This window comes from Kineococcus mangrovi, from assembly GCF_041320705.1.
Taxonomy (GTDB): domain Bacteria; phylum Actinomycetota; class Actinomycetes; order Actinomycetales; family Kineococcaceae; genus Kineococcus; species Kineococcus mangrovi.
Genome location: NZ_JBGGTQ010000010.1, coordinates 143,868 through 161,128 on the forward strand (window position 1 = coordinate 143,868; position 17,261 = coordinate 161,128).

General features: G+C 74.1%; 16 protein-coding genes and 2 tRNA genes. 7 read left to right on the forward strand and 11 right to left on the reverse strand.

Annotation, left to right across the window (positions count from 1 at the left end):
- Positions 1 to 43: 43 nt before the first annotated feature.
- Positions 44 to 1,024 carry a thiamine-phosphate kinase gene (locus tag AB2L28_RS18895; protein WP_370720538.1) on the reverse strand — a complete coding sequence of 327 codons (981 nt, stop codon included), beginning with the start codon at positions 1,022 to 1,024 and terminating at the stop codon, positions 44 to 46.
- Between the two features lie 21 nt (positions 1,025 to 1,045).
- Between AB2L28_RS18895 and AB2L28_RS18900 the strand changes: the two genes are divergently transcribed.
- On the forward strand, positions 1,046 to 1,561 hold the full coding sequence (locus AB2L28_RS18900) for a DUF3515 family protein (protein WP_370720539.1): 516 nt from the start codon (positions 1,046 to 1,048) through the stop codon (positions 1,559 to 1,561).
- A gap of 18 nt (positions 1,562 to 1,579) precedes the next feature.
- Here AB2L28_RS18900 and AB2L28_RS18905 read toward each other — a convergent pair whose 3' ends face one another.
- On the reverse strand, positions 1,580 to 2,716 hold the full coding sequence (locus AB2L28_RS18905) for a D-alanine--D-alanine ligase family protein (RefSeq protein WP_370720540.1): 1,137 nt from the start codon (positions 2,714 to 2,716) through the stop codon (positions 1,580 to 1,582).
- A gap of 38 nt (positions 2,717 to 2,754) precedes the next feature.
- Between AB2L28_RS18905 and AB2L28_RS18910 the strand changes: the two genes are divergently transcribed.
- Both AB2L28_RS18910 and AB2L28_RS18915 read left to right on the forward strand, forming a co-directional pair.
- Entirely contained in the window at positions 2,755 to 3,957 is a 1,203-nt protein-coding gene (locus AB2L28_RS18910) for a trans-sulfuration enzyme family protein (protein ID WP_370720541.1), read from the forward strand.
- 104 nt (positions 3,958 to 4,061) lie between these two features.
- Positions 4,062 to 5,612, forward strand: a complete 1,551-nt coding sequence (locus tag AB2L28_RS18915; protein ID WP_370720542.1) for a helix-turn-helix domain-containing protein — start codon at positions 4,062 to 4,064, stop codon at positions 5,610 to 5,612.
- Positions 5,613 to 5,677: 65 nt separating this feature from the next.
- On the opposite strand, the gene AB2L28_RS18920 is transcribed toward AB2L28_RS18915, so the two are convergent.
- The 3 genes from AB2L28_RS18920 to leuC form a co-directional block, all read right to left on the reverse strand.
- On the reverse strand, positions 5,678 to 6,220 hold the full coding sequence (locus tag AB2L28_RS18920) for an HU family DNA-binding protein (RefSeq protein ID WP_370720543.1): 543 nt from the start codon (positions 6,218 to 6,220) through the stop codon (positions 5,678 to 5,680).
- A gap of 323 nt (positions 6,221 to 6,543) precedes the next feature.
- Positions 6,544 to 7,149 (reverse strand): 3-isopropylmalate dehydratase small subunit, encoded by a 606-nt coding sequence (gene leuD, locus AB2L28_RS18925; RefSeq protein ID WP_370720544.1) that lies wholly within the window; start codon positions 7,147 to 7,149, stop codon positions 6,544 to 6,546.
- Between the two features lie 11 nt (positions 7,150 to 7,160).
- Entirely contained in the window at positions 7,161 to 8,606 is a 1,446-nt protein-coding gene (gene leuC / locus AB2L28_RS18930) for a 3-isopropylmalate dehydratase large subunit (RefSeq protein ID WP_370720545.1), read from the reverse strand.
- Between the two features lie 77 nt (positions 8,607 to 8,683).
- On the opposite strand from leuC, the gene AB2L28_RS18935 reads away from it, so the two are divergent.
- Positions 8,684 to 9,400 (forward strand): IclR family transcriptional regulator, encoded by a 717-nt coding sequence (locus AB2L28_RS18935; RefSeq protein WP_370720546.1) that lies wholly within the window; start codon positions 8,684 to 8,686, stop codon positions 9,398 to 9,400.
- Between the two features lie 65 nt (positions 9,401 to 9,465).
- Here the strand turns inward: AB2L28_RS18935 and AB2L28_RS18940 are convergent.
- The 3 genes from AB2L28_RS18940 to gltX all read right to left on the reverse strand — a co-directional run bounded on the left by AB2L28_RS18940 (position 9,466) and on the right by gltX (position 11,268).
- Positions 9,466 to 9,538, reverse strand: a tRNA-Glu gene (locus tag AB2L28_RS18940).
- A gap of 19 nt (positions 9,539 to 9,557) precedes the next feature.
- A tRNA-Gln gene (locus tag AB2L28_RS18945) sits at positions 9,558 to 9,629 on the reverse strand.
- A gap of 124 nt (positions 9,630 to 9,753) precedes the next feature.
- Positions 9,754 to 11,268, reverse strand: coding sequence for a glutamate--tRNA ligase (gltX, locus tag AB2L28_RS18950; RefSeq protein ID WP_370720547.1), 1,515 nt, complete (start codon positions 11,266 to 11,268; stop codon positions 9,754 to 9,756).
- A gap of 182 nt (positions 11,269 to 11,450) precedes the next feature.
- On the opposite strand from gltX, the gene AB2L28_RS18955 reads away from it, so the two are divergent.
- Positions 11,451 to 12,101 carry a hypothetical protein gene (locus tag AB2L28_RS18955; RefSeq protein WP_370720548.1) on the forward strand — a complete coding sequence of 217 codons (651 nt, stop codon included), beginning with the start codon at positions 11,451 to 11,453 and terminating at the stop codon, positions 12,099 to 12,101.
- 30 nt (positions 12,102 to 12,131) lie between these two features.
- On the opposite strand, the gene AB2L28_RS18960 is transcribed toward AB2L28_RS18955, so the two are convergent.
- The 3 genes from AB2L28_RS18960 to AB2L28_RS18970 form a co-directional block, all read right to left on the reverse strand.
- Positions 12,132 to 12,929: a fumarylacetoacetate hydrolase family protein gene (locus AB2L28_RS18960; RefSeq protein WP_370720549.1), complete on the reverse strand. Its 798-nt coding sequence runs from the start codon at positions 12,927 to 12,929 to the stop codon at positions 12,132 to 12,134.
- Between the two features lie 56 nt (positions 12,930 to 12,985).
- A complete protein-coding gene (locus AB2L28_RS18965) occupies positions 12,986 to 14,101 on the reverse strand; it encodes a branched-chain amino acid aminotransferase (RefSeq protein ID WP_370720550.1) in 1,116 nt (371 codons plus the stop codon).
- Between the two features lie 64 nt (positions 14,102 to 14,165).
- Complete coding sequence (locus tag AB2L28_RS18970) at positions 14,166 to 15,215, reverse strand: 3-isopropylmalate dehydrogenase (RefSeq protein WP_370720551.1); 1,050 nt, start codon at positions 15,213 to 15,215, stop codon at positions 14,166 to 14,168.
- 109 nt (positions 15,216 to 15,324) lie between these two features.
- Here AB2L28_RS18970 and AB2L28_RS18975 point away from each other — a divergent pair, with 109 nt between their 5' ends.
- Entirely contained in the window at positions 15,325 to 16,515 is a 1,191-nt protein-coding gene (locus tag AB2L28_RS18975) for a sensor histidine kinase (RefSeq protein WP_370720552.1), read from the forward strand.
- Positions 16,505 to 17,242 (forward strand): response regulator transcription factor, encoded by a 738-nt coding sequence (locus AB2L28_RS18980; RefSeq protein ID WP_370720553.1) that lies wholly within the window; start codon positions 16,505 to 16,507, stop codon positions 17,240 to 17,242. The genes AB2L28_RS18975 and AB2L28_RS18980 overlap by 11 nt, the downstream gene beginning before the upstream one ends.
- Positions 17,243 to 17,261: the final 19 nt, after the last annotated feature.

Below are 17,261 nucleotides of genomic sequence, written 5' to 3' on the forward strand. Positions count from 1 at the left end.
GGATCCGGCCCTCCGTCGTCCCCGGCCCTGACGGCCGGCGCGCCTACCGCGCGAAGTGGTCCCAGCCGGTCGCCCCGGCCCACGTCCGCCCGTCGACGAGGACGCCGTGCGGGCTCGTCGCGGCCACCACGCCCACGGGCGCGAACGGCACCGGCAGCACCGCGTCCGGCGGGAAGCACCCCAGCAGCGCGTGGTCCTCGCCCCCGGTGAGGACGAGCGCCACCCCGTGCCCCCGCTCGCGCCCCAGGCGCTGCTCCAGGTCGCGGGCCCACTCCCCCAGCGCCCCCGCCGTCGTCAGCTCGACGGTGACCGCGCTGGCCGCCGCGATGCGACCGGCGTCCCGCAGCAACCCGTCGCTGACGTCCATGAGCGCCGTGGCGCCCGCGAGCGCCGCGGCGGGCCCGGCCGCCACCGGTGGCCGCGGCCGCCGGTGCGCGCCGACGAGGTCCTCCTCGGCGGACGAGCGGGACCCCCCGCGCTGCAGCACCCGCAGACCGGCCGCGGACCGGCCGAGCACGCCCGCGACGGCGACGACGTCCCCGGCCCGGGCCCCCGAGCGCAGGACGGGGGCACGGCCGCCGAGGTCGCCGAGGGCCGTGACGGACACGACGACCTCGCTCGCCGCGGACAGGTCCCCCCCGACGACGACGGCGTCCAGGTGCGCGCACGCGGCCGCGACCCCGCGGGCGAAGTCCTCGACCCAGGCCACCGGCAGGTCGGTGGGCACCGACAGCCCGATGAGCAGGCCGGTGCAGCGCCCGCCCATGGCGGCGACGTCGGCGACGTTCTGCGCCACGGCCTTCCAGCCCACGTCGGCGCCGCTGGACCAGTCGCGGCGGAAGTCGCGGTGCTCGACGAGGACGTCGGTGGTGGCCACGACGCGCCCGTCCGGGGCCGCGACGAGAGCCGCGTCGTCCCCGGGACCGAGCAGGGCCCGCGTCGGCATGAGCGGGACCACGCGCGCGAGCAACGCCGTCTCGTCGAGGTCCCCGACCCGCACGTGCGCTCCCGCGTCCCTCACCACGGGCGGGCACACTACGGGGCGATGTCCAGCACCGGCTCCACCGCCTCGTCCCCCCCGTCCCGGCCCGGGCGGCTGGTGGTCGGGCTCGTCGTCGTCGCCGTGGCGGCCGTGGCGGCGTGGGTCTACCTCACCGGTTCGCGCGGGGTGCAGGCGGCCCCGCAGGCGCAGGACCCGGCGTGCGCCCCCCTGCTGCGCGCGCTGCCGGGGACCCTCGACGGGCGGGGCCGCACCCCGCAGGGCGCCGAGGGCGTCGCGGTGTGGGGGGAGGACCGGGTGGTGCTGCGGTGCGGCGGTCTCGTGCTCGGGCCCACCACGAAGGCGTGCATCCCCGTGGGGCCCGACGGCGGGCCCACCGTGGACTGGGTGCAGGACGCGAGCAACGACCGCGCGGTGCGGTTCCTCACCTACGGCCGCACGCCCGCGGTCGAGGTGACCGTCCGGTTCGGGCCGGGCCTGACCCGGGACCAGGCGACGTCCCAGCTCGTCGACCTCGCCGCGCCGGTGGCGCGCATCCCGCAGACCCGCACCTGCCTCTGACGCCGTCGGCGAGCGTCCTCAGCGCAGCCCGGTGGGCCGTTGCAGCGCCAGCCGGAGCAGGTGGTCGACGAGCTGGGGGTACTCGACCCCCGTGGCCGCCCACATCCGCGGGTACATCGAGAAGGGGGTGAACCCGGGCATGGTGTTGATCTCGTTGACGACGATCCCCTCCGCGCCGCCGGTCCCCTGGAAGCGCTCGACGTCGACGAACAGGTCCACGCGCGCCAGGCCCTCGGCCTCCATGGCCTCGAAGACCCGCACCGCCGTGCGGCGCACGGCCGCGGTGACGTCCTGCGGCAGGTCCGCGGGGCAGGTCAGCCGGACGTTGCCGGAGTCGAGGTACTTGGCCTCGAAGTCGTAGAAGTCGTGACCGTCGACGACCTGGACCTCCCCGGGCAGGCTCGTCAGCGGTTCGCCCCCGGCGAGGTCCTCCAGGACGCCGCACTCGACCTCCCGGCCGCGCAGGGCGGCCTCGACGACGACCTTGGGGTCGTGCGCCACCGCCTCGGCCACGGCCGCGTCCAGCCCGGAGCGGTCGGTGACGCGGGTGATGCCGATGCTGGAGCCGGCGCGCGCGGGCTTGACGAAGACGGGGTAGCCCAGCGCCTCGACCTCGGCGACGACGGCGTCGCGCTCGGCCGCCCACCGCCGGGCGCGGAAGGACGTCCACGGCCCCACGGGCAGGCCCTGACCGGCCAGCAGCAGCTTCATGACCTGCTTGTCCATGCCCGCCGCCGAGGCCAGGACGCCCGAGCCCACGTAGCGCGTGTCGGACAGCTCGAACAGCCCCTGCAGCGTGCCGTCCTCGCCGAACGGGCCGTGCAGCAGCGGCAGCACGACGTCGACGGGCGCCCCCAGTGCCTCACCCGAGGACGCCTGCAGCGCACGGGACTCCACGTCCTGGGACAGCGCCACGGCGGGTCCGGCGGCGGGCACCTCGGGCAGCTTGCCGTCGGTCAGCTCGAACTGCGCGGGGTCGTCGTCGACGAGCACCCAGCGGCCGCTGGTGGTGATCCCGACCGGGACGACGTCCCACACCGAGCGGTCCAGGGCGGTCAGCACCCCCGCGGCGGTCACGCAGCTGATGGCGTGCTCGGAGGAACGACCGCCGAAGACGACGGCGACGCGGGGGCGGGGGGTGGGCTGGCTGCTCATCGGCGCCGACCCTACCGGCGGTGTGGTTGGGTTCCCCCGTGCCGCAGAACGAAGACCCCGCCGTGTCCCCCGCCGTGGCGGGGGACCCCCCGCTGTCCCCCGCGACCGTCGCGGTCGTGGCGGGCCGCCCCCGCAAGGCCCTCGACAGCGAGCTGAACACGCCCGTGTCCCTGTCGGCGACGTTCGTCGGCGGTGGTTCCCTCGGCACCGCCGCCCTCGGCTACGGCCGCTTCGCGAACCCGACGTGGGAGGCGCTCGAGAGCGCGGTGGGCGAGCTCGAGGGCGGGCGGGCGCTGGCGTTCGCCTCGGGGATGGCGGCCGTGGCGGCCGCGCTGCACCTCGTCCCGGCCGACGGCACCGTCCTGGTCCCCCGCGGCGCCTACAACGGCACGCACTCCCTCACGGGGCTGCTCGCCGCCCAGGGCCGGATCAGCGTGCTGCCGACCGACATCACCGACGTCGAGGGCGTGCGGACGGCCCTGGCGGGCGTGCGGGGCCCGGTCGTGCTGTGGCTGGAGTCCCCGACGAACCCGCTGCTGGAGGTCGCCGACCTCGCCGCGCTGGCCGCCGCCGGGCACGAGCGCGGCGCGGTCGTCGTGGTGGACAACACCTTCGCGACGCCGCTGCTGCAGCGCCCGCTGGAGCTCGGCGCCGACGTGGTCGTGCACTCGGTGACGAAGTTCCTCTCCGGTCACTCCGACGTCGTCCTCGGCGCGGTGGTGGCGCGCGAGGAGACGCTGCTGGCGGCGCTGCAGGCCCACCGCACGCTGCACGGGGCGATCCCCGGCCCGCTGGAGACGTTCCTGGCGCTGCGCGGCCTGCGGACGCTCCCGCTGCGGCTGGAGCGCTCGCAGGCCTCCGCGGCCGAGCTGGCCCGCCGCCTCGGCGCCCACCCGGCCGTGCGGCGCGTGCGCCACCCCTCCCTGCCGGACGACCCCGGGCACGCGCTGGCCGCGGCGCAGATGACGGGGTTCGGCGCGCTGGTCTCGATCGAGGTGGTGGGCGGGGCCGCGGGAGCCGACGCCGTCGTCGACGCCGTGCGGCTGTGGGTCCCGGCGACGAGCCTCGGCGGGGTGGAGTCCCTCGTGGAGCGCCGGCGCCGGCACGCCGGCGAGCCCGTCGTCGTGCCGGAGGACCTGCTGCGGTTGTCCGTGGGCGTGGAGGACGTCGAGGACCTGTGGCGGGACCTGTCCCGGGCGCTGGACGCCGCGCTGGCGCACGCGGGGACACCCGCGGGCTGAGCTGCCGGGGAACAGACCGGGCGTGTGGCACCTTGGAGGAGGTGGGACACGCCCGGCCGAGCCCTTGACACAGTTTATCTCATCCATGAGATAGCGTGGGCGTCATGGCAGTCTCCACCGAGCAGCTGACGCCGACCGGCGACCACCTGTCGCAGATCGGCACCCTCATCCGCGATGCGCGCAAGCACCGGGGCCTGACGCAGGTCCAGCTGGCCGACCGCCTGGGCACCTCCCAGAGCGCCGTGCACCGCATGGAGCAGGGGCAGCAGAACGTCTCCATCGACATGCTGCAGCGCGTCGGGCACGCCCTGCAGGACGACATCGTCTCGATCGGCCGTCCCGGCCCGACGCACCTGCGCGTGCACGGGGGCGTCAAGCTCTCCGGCAGCATCGCGGTGAAGTCGAGCAAGAACGCCGGCGTCGCCCTGCTGTGCGCCGCCCTGCTCAACAAGGGCCGCACGACGCTGCGCGGGGTCGCCCGCATCCTGGAGATCCACCGCATCCTCGACGTCCTGGCCAGCATCGGCGTGAGGTACGAGTGGGTCAACGAGTCCGACCTCGTCCTCGACGTGCCCAACGACCTGGACCTGGCGGCCATGGACGGCGAGACGGCCCGCCGCACCCGCAGCATCATCATGATGCTGGGCCCGCTGCTGCACCGGTACGACGAGTTCGCCCTCCCCTACGCCGGCGGCTGCGACCTCGGCACCCGGACCGTGGAACCGCACATGGTCGCCCTGCGTCCGTTCGGCCTGCAGGTCACGGCCACCACCGGCAACTACCACGCGGCGGTGGACCGGGCCGTCACGCCGCAGCGCCCCATCGTGCTGACCGAGCGCGGGGACACCGTCACCGAGAACGCGCTCATGGCCGCGGCCCGCATGGACGGCGTGACGACCATCCGCAACGCCAGCCCGAACTACATGGTCCAGGACCTGTGCTTCTTCCTCGAGCTGCTCGGGGTGCGCATCGAGGGCATCGGCACGACGACCCTGGTCGTGCACGGCGTCCCGGACATCTCCGTCGACGTCGAGTACGCCCCGTCGGAGGACCCGGTGGAGGCCATGAGCCTGCTCACCGCGGCGATCATCACGCACTCGGAGCTGACGGTGACGCGCGCGCCGATCGAGTTCCTCGAGATCGAGCTGGCCATCCTGGAGGAGATGGGGCTGCGCTACGACCTCTCGCCGGAGTACCCCGCGGCCAACGGCCGCACGCGCCTGGTCGACATCACGGTGCACCCCTCCGAGCTCAAGGCCCCGATCGACAAGATCCACCCGATGCCGTTCCCGGGCCTGAACATCGACAACCTGCCGTTCTTCGCCGTCATCGCGGCCAGCGCGGAGGGGTCGACCACGGTCCACGACTGGGTCTACGACAACCGCGCGATCTACCTCACCGAGCTGAACCGCCTCGGCGCGCGCGTCAAGCTCCTCGACCCGCACCGGGTGCTCGTCGAGGGTCCCACCCGCTGGTCCGGCGCCGAGGTGCTGTGCCCGCCGGCCCTGCGCCCCGCCGTGGTCGTGCTGCTGGCCATGCTGGCGGCCAAGGGCACCTCGGTGCTGCGCAACGTGGACATCATCGCCCGCGGCTACGAGCAGCTCGCCGAGCGCCTGACCCCGCTGGGCGCGCAGATCGAGACGTTCCGCGACTGACCGCCCGCACGACGAAGGCCCCCGCGCTCACCCGAGCGCGGGGGCCTTCGTCGTGCGGGCGGGGTTCAGGCCTTCTTGGCCGGGCGCCGGGTCGCCGTCGCGGTCTTGGCCGGGGCCGTCTTGCGAGCCGCGGCGGTGCTCGGGCGCGCGGCCGGGGCGGCCTTCTTCGCGGCCGGGGTGGCCGTGCGGGTGGCCGTGCGGGTGGCCGGGGCCGCCTTCTTCGCCGTCGCCGCCCCGGCGGCCGTCTTCTTGGCCGCCCCGGCGGGGGTCGTCGCCGCGGTCCCGGTCGAGGCGGCCCGCTCCTTCGCCGCGGCCTGGAAGGCCCGCAACGCCTTGGAGTCCGAGACGACGTCCTTGAACGCGGTGCCCGGGCGGAACCGCGGCACCGACGTCTTCTTGATCTTGACGGCCTCGCCGGTGCGCGGGTTGCGTCCCGTGCGGGCGTTGCGCGCCTGCTTCTCGAAGGTGCCGAAGCCGCTGATGGCGACCTTGTCACCCTTGGCGACGGTCAGCGTGATGAGCTCGACGATCGCCTCCACGGCGGTCACGGCCTGCTTGCGGCCGCCGAGCTTGTCCTCGAGGGCGTCGACCATCTCTGCCTTGTTCACGGGGCTCCTCCTGGGTACCGGGCGTCGTCCGAACCGATCTTCTCCTCGCGCAACGGGTCGCGCAGGGCCGAGCAGGAGCCCGACGGGCAGAACGGTACGACCGACGATCACCGGAGTCCACCACCGGTGCGGCGGCGAGTCGTTGCGCCGCAGCACACCTGCTCACCGGGACGGAGCGTCCGGCTGCGGCGCAGGGACTTGCCCGAGCTCACGTCCCCCTGCCGGGCACCTCCGGCGGAACGACTGCCGCACAACGGGTCCGGACGCAGATCGACCCCGGTCCCGTTGCGGTGCAGCGGGGTCCGGGGCCGGTCCGGGGCACCTCAGGCCGAGGGCGCCAGGGGTGTCGTCGTCGGCTTGAAGGCCGGTCGACGCGCTTCGAAGTCGGCGATCGCGTCGGCGTGGCGCAGGGTCAGGCTGATGTCGTCCAGCCCCTCCACGAGCCGCCAGCGCACGTAGTCGTCGACCTCGAAGGGGGCCGTGAAGTCGTCGACGCGCACGACGCGCTCGAGGAGGTCGACGGTCACCTCGGTGCCCGGGTGCGCCTCCAGCGCCTTCCAGATGAGGTCGATGTCGCTCTGGGACACCACGGCCGCCAGCAACCCCTGCTTGCCGGAGTTGCCGCGGAAGATGTCCCCGAAGCGCGGCGCCAGGACGGCCTTGAACCCGTAGTCCCGCAGCGCCCAGACGGCGTGCTCGCGACTGGAGCCGGTCCCGAAGTCCTGCCCGGCCACGAGGACCGAGCCGGGACGGTAGGGCTCCTGGTTCAGCACGAAGTGCGGGTCGGAGCGCCAGCCGGCGAAGAGGGCGTCCTCGAACCCCGTCTTGGTGACGCGCTTGAGGTAGACGGCCGGGATGATCTGGTCGGTGTCGACGTCGGTGCGGCGCAACGGCACCCCGACGCCGCTGTGGACGGTGAACTTCTCCATGACTGCCCCTCTCAGGCGACGGGTTCGGGCGCGGGTTCGGACGCGGGTTCGAGGTCGGCCGGCGAGCTCAGCGTGCCGCGCACGGCCGTGGCCGCGGCGACGACCGGGGAGACCAGGTGGGTGCGGCCGCCCTTGCCCTGCCGGCCCTCGAAGTTGCGGTTCGAGGTGGACGCACAGCGCTCCCCGGGGGCGAGCTGGTCGGGGTTCATGCCCAGGCACATGCTGCAGCCCGCGAAGCGCCAGTCCGCGCCGAACTCCTTGAACACGGCGTCCAGGCCCTCGGCCTCGGCCTGCAACCGCACCCGCGCGGAGCCGGGGACGACCATCATGCGGACGTTTCCGGCCTTCGTGCGCCCGCGCAGCACGTCCGCGGCGGCGCGCAGGTCCTCGATGCGGCTGTTGGTGCAGGACCCGAGGAACACCGTGTCGACGGCGATGTCGCGCATCTTCTCCCCGCCGGTCAGCCCCATGTACTGCAGCGCCCGCTCGACGCCCTGGCGCACCCCGTCGTCGCCGATCTCGTCGGGGACCGGCACCGACCCGGACAGCGGGACGCCCTGGCCGGGGTTCGTGCCCCACGTCACGAAGGGTTCGAGGGAGGCGCCGTCGAGGACGACCTCGGCGTCGAACTCGGCGTCGTCGTCGGTGCGCAGCGTCCGCCAGTGCTCGACGGCGGCGTCCCAGTCCGCGCCCTGCGGGGCGTGCGGACGCCCCTGGAGGTACGCGAACGTCGTGTCGTCGGGGGCGACCATGCCCGCGCGCGCACCGGCCTCGATCGACATGTTGCAGATGGTCATCCGGCCCTCCATGGACAGGGACCGGATCGCCTCGCCGCGGTACTCCAGGACGTAGCCCTGCCCGCCGCCGGTGCCGATCTCGGCGATGACGGCCAGGATGATGTCCTTGGCCGTCGTCCCGGGCGCGAGCTCCCCGTCGACCGTGATGGCCATGGTCTTGAAGGGCTTCAGCGGCAGGGTCTGGGTCGCCAGGACGTGCTCGACCTCGGACGTGCCGATCCCCATGCCGAGCGAGCCGAAGGCGCCGTGGGTGGAGGTGTGGGAGTCACCGCACACGACGGTCATCCCGGGCTGGGTCAGGCCGAGCTGCGGGCCGACGACGTGGACGATGCCCTGCTCGGCGTCGCCGAGGGGGTGCAGCCGCACGCCGAACTCGGCGCAGTTCTCGCGCAGCGTCTGCAGCTGCTTGGCGGAGGTCTTGTCCTCCAGCATCGACAGCGGACGCCGGATGTCGGCGGTGGGGGTGTTGTGGTCCTCGGTGGCGATCGTCAGGTCGAGCCGGCGCACCGGGCGCCCGGCCATCCGGAGCCCGTCGAACGCCTGGGGGCTCGTCACCTCGTGCACGAGGTGGAGGTCGATGAAGAGCAGGTCCGGTTCCCCGTCCTGCCCCTTGCGGACGACGTGCTCGTCCCAGACCTTCTGCGCCAGCGTGCGGCCCATGACCGGCTCCCCTCGTGCGTCCCACGTCGTGCGTCCTGCACCTTGCGTCTCACAGGTTGAGACGCCAGTATCGCTTCGTGGACAAGAGTAGCGGAGTCGGCGTCCTGGACAAGGCGGTGCTGGTGCTCGACGCCCTCGAGGCCGGTCCCGCCAGCCTCGCCCAGCTGGTCACCACGACGGGGCTGGCCCGGCCCACCGCGCACCGCCTCGCCGTCGCCCTGGAGCACCACCGGCTCGTCAGCCGGGACCTGCAGGGCCGCTTCGTCCTGGGGGCCCGGCACGCCGAGCTCGCGGCCGCCGCGGGCGAGGACCGCCTCGTCGCGGTCGCCGGTCCCCTGCTGACCTCGCTGCGCGACTCCACGGGCGAGAGCGCCCAGCTGTACCGCCGGCACGGCGAGCACCGCATCTGCATCGCCGCCGCCGAACGCCTGCACGGCCTGCGCGACACCGTCCCCGTCGGTTCGTCCATGACGATGCACGCCGGGTCCGCCGCGCAGGTCCTGCTCGCCTGGGACGACCCCGGGCGGTTGTCCGTGGAGCTGCTCGGCTCCCGCTTCGACGCCGCGGCCCTGTCCGGGGTGCGACGGCGCGGCTGGGCGCACTCCAGCGGGGAGCGCGAGACCGGTGTGGCCTCGGTCAGCGCGCCGGTCCGCGGCCCCTCGGGGCGGGTGCTGGCGGCGGTGTCGGTCTCGGGCCCGGCCGAGCGCTTCGGGCGGCACCCGGGGCGCCGGCACGCCGACGCGGTGCTCGCCACGGCGGCGGCGTTCACGGCGGCGCTGACCCCGGCGTCGTGACCGGCCCCGCGGCCGGGCCCGGAGACGCGAAGAGACCCCCAGTCCGTGACTGGGGGTCTCTTCCGTAGCCCCGACGGGATTCGAACCCGCGCTACCGCCGTGAGAGGGCGGCGTGCTAGGCCGCTACACAACGGGGCCCTAGCTTGCAGTACAAGCGCTGGGGTACCAGGACTCGAACCTAGACTAACTGAACCAGAATCAGTCGTGCTGCCAATTACACCATACCCCATGGTGTTCTGCCCGACCGGGAACCGGCCGGACGAGAAGAACTGTACCGGGCGCCCAGGCTGCTTCCCAAATCGGCCCCCGGCGGCGGGTCTGAGCCGCCGGGGACCGTCGGTCGGGGCGGCTCGTCAGAGCGTGGCGCGCAGCCGGCGCAGCCTCGCCAGCGACGCGTCGCGACCCAGGATCTCCATCGACTCGAACAGCGGCGGCGAGACGCGCCGTCCCGTGACGGCCGTCCGCAGCGGGGCGAAGGCGAACTTCGGCTTGACCCCCAGCCCGTCGACGACGGCCGCCCGCAGCGCCGCCTCCAGAGCCGGCGTCGTCCACTCCGGCAGCGCCTCCAGCGCGCTCAGCGAGGCGTCGAGGACCTCGGCCGCCTCCGGGCGCAACGCCCCCGTGGCGTCCTCCTCCAGGACGACGTCCTCGTCGGCGACGAACAGGAAGCCGAGCATCCCCGGCGCCTGGCCGAGCAGCGTCATGCGCTCCTGCACCAGGGGCGCGGCCGCGGCCAGGCGCGCGACCTGGTCCGCGGTGAGGTGCTCGGGCAGCACGCCCGCGGCCTGCAGGTACGGCACGAGGCGGTCGCAGAAGTCCTCCGGCGCCAGCACGCGCAGGTGCGCGGCGTTGACGGCCTCCGCCTTGGTGACGTCGAAGCGCGCGGGCGAGGCGTTGACGTCGGCGACGTCGAAGGCCGCCACCATCTCCTCCACGCTGAACAGGTCCCGGTCCTCCGCGATCCCCCACCCCAGCAGGGCCAGGTAGTTCAGCAGCCCCTCCCGGATGAACCCGCGGTCGCGGTGGTGGAAGAGGTTGGACTCCGGGTCGCGCTTGGAGAGCTTCTTGCTGCCCTCCCCCGTGACGTAGGGCAGGTGCCCGAAGCGCGGGACGGCCCTGGCCACCCCGATGTCGACGAGCGCCTCGTACAGGGCGATCTGCCGGGGCGTGGAGGACAGCAGGTCCTCCCCGCGCAGGACGTGGGTGATCTCCATGAGCGCGTCGTCGACGGGGTTGACGAGCGTGTAGAGCGGGTCGCCGTTGGCCCGCACCAGCACCGGGTCGGGGAAGGAGCCGGCCTTGAACTCGATGGGCCCGCGGACGAGGTCGTCGAAGGACCAGTCCCGGCCCTCGGGCAGCCGCAGCCGCAGGGTGGGCTCGCGGCCCTGGTCGCGGAACGCGGCGACCTGCTCGGGCGTCAGGTCGCGGTCGAACCCGTCGTACCCCAGCACCTTCGGCCGGCCGGCCGCCTCGTGCCGCGCCTCGATCTCGCCGGCCGTGGAGAACGACTCGTACAGGTGCCCGGCGTCCTTGAGGCGCTGCACGACGTCGTCGTAGACCGCGCGCCGCTGCGACTGGCGGTAGGGCCCGTGCGGGCCGCCGACGTCGATGCCCTCGTCCCAGTCCAGACCCAGCCAGCTCAGCGCCTCGAGGATCTGCGCGTAGCTCTCCTCGGAGTCGCGCGCCGCGTCGGTGTCCTCGATGCGGAACACCAGCTGCCCGCCCGTGTGCCGGGCGTAGGCCCAGTTGAACAGCGCCGTCCGGATCAGCCCGACGTGCGGGGTGCCGGTGGGCGAGGGGCAGAAGCGGACGCGCACCCCGGTGGTCGGGGCGGCTTCGGTCGCGGGCGCAGGCGTGGTCTCAGTCATGGCGGGAACAGCCTATTGCGCTCCGGGCACCTGTTCGGGTGAGCCCGCAGGGGGCCGGTGCGTCCACCGGAGTGGTCGCTGTCCGTCACCGGTGCGCCGGACGGGTGGCGGACTCGTTCACGCAGCGTCACACGTGTCAGCGTCGTCGGGACGAACCGCTCCCGCCGCCCCAGGAGACCACCGTGACCCCGCGCTCGCTCAAGACGCTCGTCGCCGCCACCGGACTGCTGCTCCCGCTGTCCGCCCTCACCGCCTGCGGCTCCGTGCAGGCCGTCGCCGGGTTGCCCGCCGCCACGACGACGCCGTCCGCGACCGCCACCCCCGCGGCCACCGCGACACCCGTCGCCGTCACGCCCGTGCAGAACGACCTCGCCCTCGGGTCGGCCCACCACGAGCTGCAGGCCGGCGGGACGACCCTGGCCGTGGACTACTGGTCCACCCTGGACATGGGGAGCTGGACCGCCCAGGCGGCCAAGCCGGTCCAGCTCGCCGCGACCATCACCGGCCCGAACCTCGGGACGGGGAGGAAGCAGCAGCGGGCCTACGTCAGCAACTTCACGGTGACGAGCTCCCTCGTCGCCGTCGACGGCACCGTGACGACGGGCCCCACCGTCCAGGACACGTCCCGGCAGACCCCGGGGTACCTCGCGATGGCGCCGTACGCGTACTCCACGTCCTTCGTGGTGCCCGCCGTCCCCGCCGGCACCCGCAGCGTCGAGATGCTCATCAGCTACGACGTGCTCGAGCAGAGCGCGCCGGGGGCGAGCGACTACTCCAAGCAGACCGCGACCGACACGATCACCGTGGCGATCGCGCAGCCCGCCGCGCCGTGATCGCGCGGGACGGCTCGGCCCGGGGGCGGCTCAGCCGGGAGCGGTGAACGGCGTCGACAGGACGCCGATCCCCTCGACCTCGACCTCGACGCGCTGCCCGGCCCGCACCGGGCCGACCCCCGCGGGGGTGCCGGTGAGGATGACGTCACCGGGCAGCAGCGTCATCGCCGAGGAGACGTGGGCGATGATCGAGGCGACGTCGTGGACCATGAGCGACGTCCGGCCGTCCTGGACGACCTCCAGGTCCTCCCCCGTGCCCACCCGCGTCTCGATGCGGACGTCCGAGGGGTCCAGGTCGGTCTCGATCCAGGGCCCCAGCGGCGTGAACCCGTCGGCCCCCTTCGCCCGCCACCACTGCTTGTCCGGCCCCTGCAGGGAACGTGCCGTGATGTCGTTGGCGACGGTGTACCCGTAGACGACCTCGGCGACCCGCTCCTTCGGGACGTCCTTGCACAGCCTGCGGACGACGACGGCCAGTTCGCCCTCGTAGTGCAGTTCCCCGCCCGCCCACGCCGGGACGACCAGCGGGTCCCCCGGACCGGCCACCGAGGTGTTCGGCACCGTGAACACCAGCGGTTCGGTCGGCACCTCGTTGCCGAGTTCCTCGGCGTGCGCGACGTAGTTCCGCCCGATCCCCAGGACCTTCGAGCGCGGGATGACCGGCGCCAGCAACCGCGCGTCCACGAGCGGGACCCGCTCCCCCGTCGGGTTCAGCGGGCTGAACAGGGGGTCCCCGGAGACGACGAGGATCTCCTCCTCCCCGGGCGCACCCTCGACCACCCCGTAGCGCGGGTCCGAACCACTCGACGAGAACCTGGCGATGCGCATCCCCCCACCCTAGTGAGCCGGCTGCGGCACCCGCCCCACCCGGGTGGGGCGCGGGGTCAGACCAGTCGGTGCAACCAGCCGTGCGTGTCCTCGGCCCGGCCGTACTGGATGTCCAGCAGCGCGTTGCGGATCGTCATCGTCACCTCGCCGGCCGCACCGGTGCCGTGGGACAGCTCGCCGTCGGGCGAGACGAGCTTGCCGACGGGCGTGACGGCGGCGGCGGTGCCGCAGGCGAACACCTCGGCGATGCGGCCGGAGGCGACGCCCTCGCGCCACTCGTCGATGCTCACCCGGCGCTCGGTCACCTCGTGGCCGAGGTCCTTGGCGAGGTCGATGATCGAGTCGCGGGTGATGCCCTCCAGGATCGTCCCGGTGAGTTCGGGGGTGACGATCGAACCGTCGTCGTGGACGAAGTAGAGGTTCATGCCGCCGAGTTCCTCCACGTACCGGTGGTCGGTCGCGTCGAGGAAGCAGACCTGGTCGCAGCCGTTGGCCGTGGCCTCGTCCTGGGCGGCGAGGCTGGCGGCGTAGTTCCCGCCGCACTTGGCCGAGCCCGTCCCGCCGAGGGCGGCGCGGGTGTAGTCCTGCGACAGCCAGATCGAGACGGGTTTGACGCCACCGGGGAAGTAGGCACCTGCCGGTGAGGCGATGACGAGGAACTTCACCTCGTGCGCGGCGCGGACGCCGAGGAACGCCTCGGTCGCGACCATGAACGGGCGCAGGTACAGGGAGGACTCCCCACCCGTGGGCACCCAGGCCTCGTCGGCGCGCACGAGCTGGGTGATCGCCTCCAGGAACGTCGCCTCGCTCACCTCGGGCAGCGCGAGGCGGCGCGCGGAGCGGGCCATGCGGGCCGCGTTCGCCTCGGGGCGGAACGTCCAGACGCTGCCGTCGGCGTGCCGGTACGCCTTGAGCCCCTCGAAGACCTCCTGCGCGTAGTGCAGGACGGCCGCGGCCGGGTCGAGCTGCAGCGGCCCGTAGGGGACGACGGCCGCGTCGTGCCAGCCGGCCTCGCGCGTCCAGGTCGCCACCGCCATGTGGTCGGTGAAGAACTTCCCGAACCCCGGGCTGGCGAGGATCTCGGCGCGGCTGCGCTCGGAGACCGGCACGGCCGACGGCGTCACGGGGAACGTCAACCCGGCGGTCGGCCCGGTCGTCGGGGTGGCGGTCATGCGGGCTCCTCGGGGTGCGGGTCAGGTGCTTCGACGGTACCCCGCCGCCAGGCGGGGCCCCGGGTCAGGAGACGGCGGCGGCCAGGGCGTCGCCGACCTCGGCGGTGGTGCGCCGCCCGGCCTCTCCGGCGGCGCGGCGGGCGAGGTCGGCGGTCACGGCGGCGTCGACGCGGGCCGCGGCGCCGGTGTGCCCGAGGTGCTCGAGCAGCAGCGCGACGGACAGCACGGCGGCGGTGGGGTCGGCGAGCTGCTTCCCGGCGATGTCGGGGGCCGAGCCGTGGACGGGCTCGAACATGCTGGGGGTGGTCCGGTCGGGGTTGACGTTGCCCGAGGCGGCCAGGCCGATGCCGCCGGTCACGGCCGCGGCGAGGTCGGTGAGGATGTCGCCGAAGAGGTTGTCGGTGACGACGACGTCGAACCGCGCCGGATCGGTGACCAGGAAGATCGTGGCGGCGTCGACGTGCAGGTAGTCGACGGCGACGTCGGGGAACTGCGCGCCGACGGCCTCGACGGTGCGCCGCCAGAGGTGACCGGCGTGGACCAGGACGTTGTGCTTGTGCACCAGCGTCAGCTTCTTCCGGGGCCGCGCGGCGGCGCGGGCGAAGGCGTCCCGGACGACCCGCTCGACGCCGAACGCGGTGTTGACGCTGACCTCGGTCGCGATCTCGTGCGGGGTGCCCACGCGCAGGGCCCCGCCGTTGCCGACGTAGGGCCCCTCGGTGCCCTCGCGGACGACGACGAAGTCGATGTCACCCGGGTCCGCGAGCGGCGTCGCGACCCCCGGGAACAGCTTGGAGGGCCGCAGGTTCACGTGGTGGTCGAGGGCGAACCGGAGCTTGAGCAGCAGCCCCCGCTCGAGGACGCCGCTGGGGACGCCGGGGTCGCCGACGGCGCCGAGCAGGATCGCGTCGTGCCCGCGGACCTCCTCGAGCACGCTGTCGGGCAGCGTTTCGCCGGTGCGGTGGTACAGGCGCGCACCGAGGTCGTACTCGGTCGTCGCCACGGTCGTGCCGGACCCCTCGAGCACGGCGGAGAGCACCTTCAGCGCCTCGGCCGTCACCTCCTGGCCGATGCCGTCGCCGGGGATGACTGCCAGTCGCACGGTGTCCGCCATGCGCGGGAGGTTATCGGAGCCTGCGGTCCGACCGTCCCACCACGGTCGGACCCCCGGCCTCGTCCCCGGGGACGACGAGCACCCGGCGGTCCCTCCCTACGCTGAGGCGGTGCAGGACGAGAGCACCGGACGCACCGTCTTCGACGCGGTCGTGGCCTGGACGCGGGTGAACTCCGTCCTCCTCGACGCCTTCCTGGCCCTGGCCCTGGCCGGTCTCAGCGTCCTGGCGACCGTGACGGACCCGTCCGCGCTCGGGGTGGTCGTCGCGGCCGGGATGACCCTGCCGCTGGCGGTGCGCCGCCGGTTCCCGGAGGTGTCCGGCGGGCTCGTCGCCCTCTTCGGGTTGCTGCAGCTGGCGCTGCTGACCCCTTCCGTGGGGAGCGTCGGCGTGCTCATGGCCGTCTACGCCCTCGCCGGCTACGGCCGGCGCTGGGCCTCCCGCGGCGGTCTGCTGCTCGGCCTGGTGGGTTCGTTGCTGTGCCCCGTGGCCTTCTTCTCCGGCGCCGGGTTCGGCGCGGTCGTCGTCCTCGCGGCGCTCATCGCGTTCTCCGTCGTGGCGAGCTGGGCCCTCGGCAGCCTGCGCCGCGCCCAGCGGCTGAACGAGCTCGCCCTCGTCGAACGGGCGCGGCTGCTGGAGAACGAGCGGGAGAACGAGTCCCGGCTGGCGACGACCGCGGAGCGCCAGCGCATCGCGCGGGAGATGCACGACGTCGTGGCCCACTCCCTGTCGGTCATCGTCGCCCAGGCCGACGGGGGCCGGTACGCGGCGAGGGCCGACCCGGCCGTGGCCGCCCAGGTGCTGGAGACGATCTCCGGCACGGGGCGGCAGGCGCTGGCGGACATGCGGAACCTGCTCGGGGTGCTGCGCACCGGCCCGGGCGAGGAGCGCGCCCCGCAGCCGGACGCGACGATGGTCGGCGACCTCGTGGACCAGGTCCGGGCCAGCGGCCTGGAGGTCACCGCCGAGGTGCGGGGCGAGGTGCGCGACCTGCCGCCGGCGATGGGTCTGGCGGCGTACCGGATCGTGCAGGAGTCGTTGACGAACGTCCTCAAGCACGCCGGGCCGCGGGCCCGCACGCGCGTCGAGGTGCGCTGGGAGGCGGACGCCCTGCGGCTGGTCGTCGAGGACGACGGTCTCGGAGCGGGGTCCATGGTCCAGCCGAGCCCGGGCGGTCAGGGGCTCGTCGGCATGGCCGAGCGGGCGCGGCTGCACGGCGGGTCGGTGGTGAGCGGCCCGCGGCCCGGCGGGGGTTTCTCCGTGCGCGCGACGCTTCCCTACAGTTCCCGGGGTGAGCGCTGATGTGAACGCCGCCGGGAACGCTGACGGGAACCCCGTCCGGGTCGTCCTCGTCGACGACCAGCAGCTCGTGCGCGCGGGTTTCCGCATGGTCATCGACTCCCAGCCGGACCTGACGGTCGTGGCGCAGGCCTCCGACGGCGCCGACGCCGTGCGCGTCGTGACCTCGACCCCGGCCGACGTCGTGCTCATGGACGTGCGCATGCCCGGGCTGGACGGGATCGAGGCGACCCGGCAGATCACCGGCCGCCTCGGCGAGGACGGGCCCAAGGTCGTGGTGCTCACCACGTTCGACCTCGACGAGTACGTCGTCTCGGCGATCGGGGCGGGAGCCAGCGGGTTCCTCCTGAAGGACGCCCCGCCGGAGGAACTGCTCGCCGCGGTACGCACCGTCCACTCCGGTGACGCGGTGATCGCGGCGAGTTCGACGCGGCGGCTGCTGCAGCACGTCGGCCCGCTGCTGCGGGCGGGGGCGGCGACGTCCGCGAGCACCGCCCCGGGGCTGCCGCCGGACCTCACCCCGCGCGAGCTGGAGGTGCTGGAGTGCATGGCGCACGGGCTCACGAACTCCGAGATCGCGGTGCGGTTCGTCGTCTCGGAGGCGACGGTCAAGACGCACGTCGGGCGCGTGCTGGCCAAGACGCGCTCGCGGGACCGCGTGCAGGCCGTCGTCCTGGCGTTCTCCGCCGGGTTGGTCCAACCGGGTGAGGTCCTGCGCGACGCGCGGTGACGTGTTGCCGCAAAAGCAT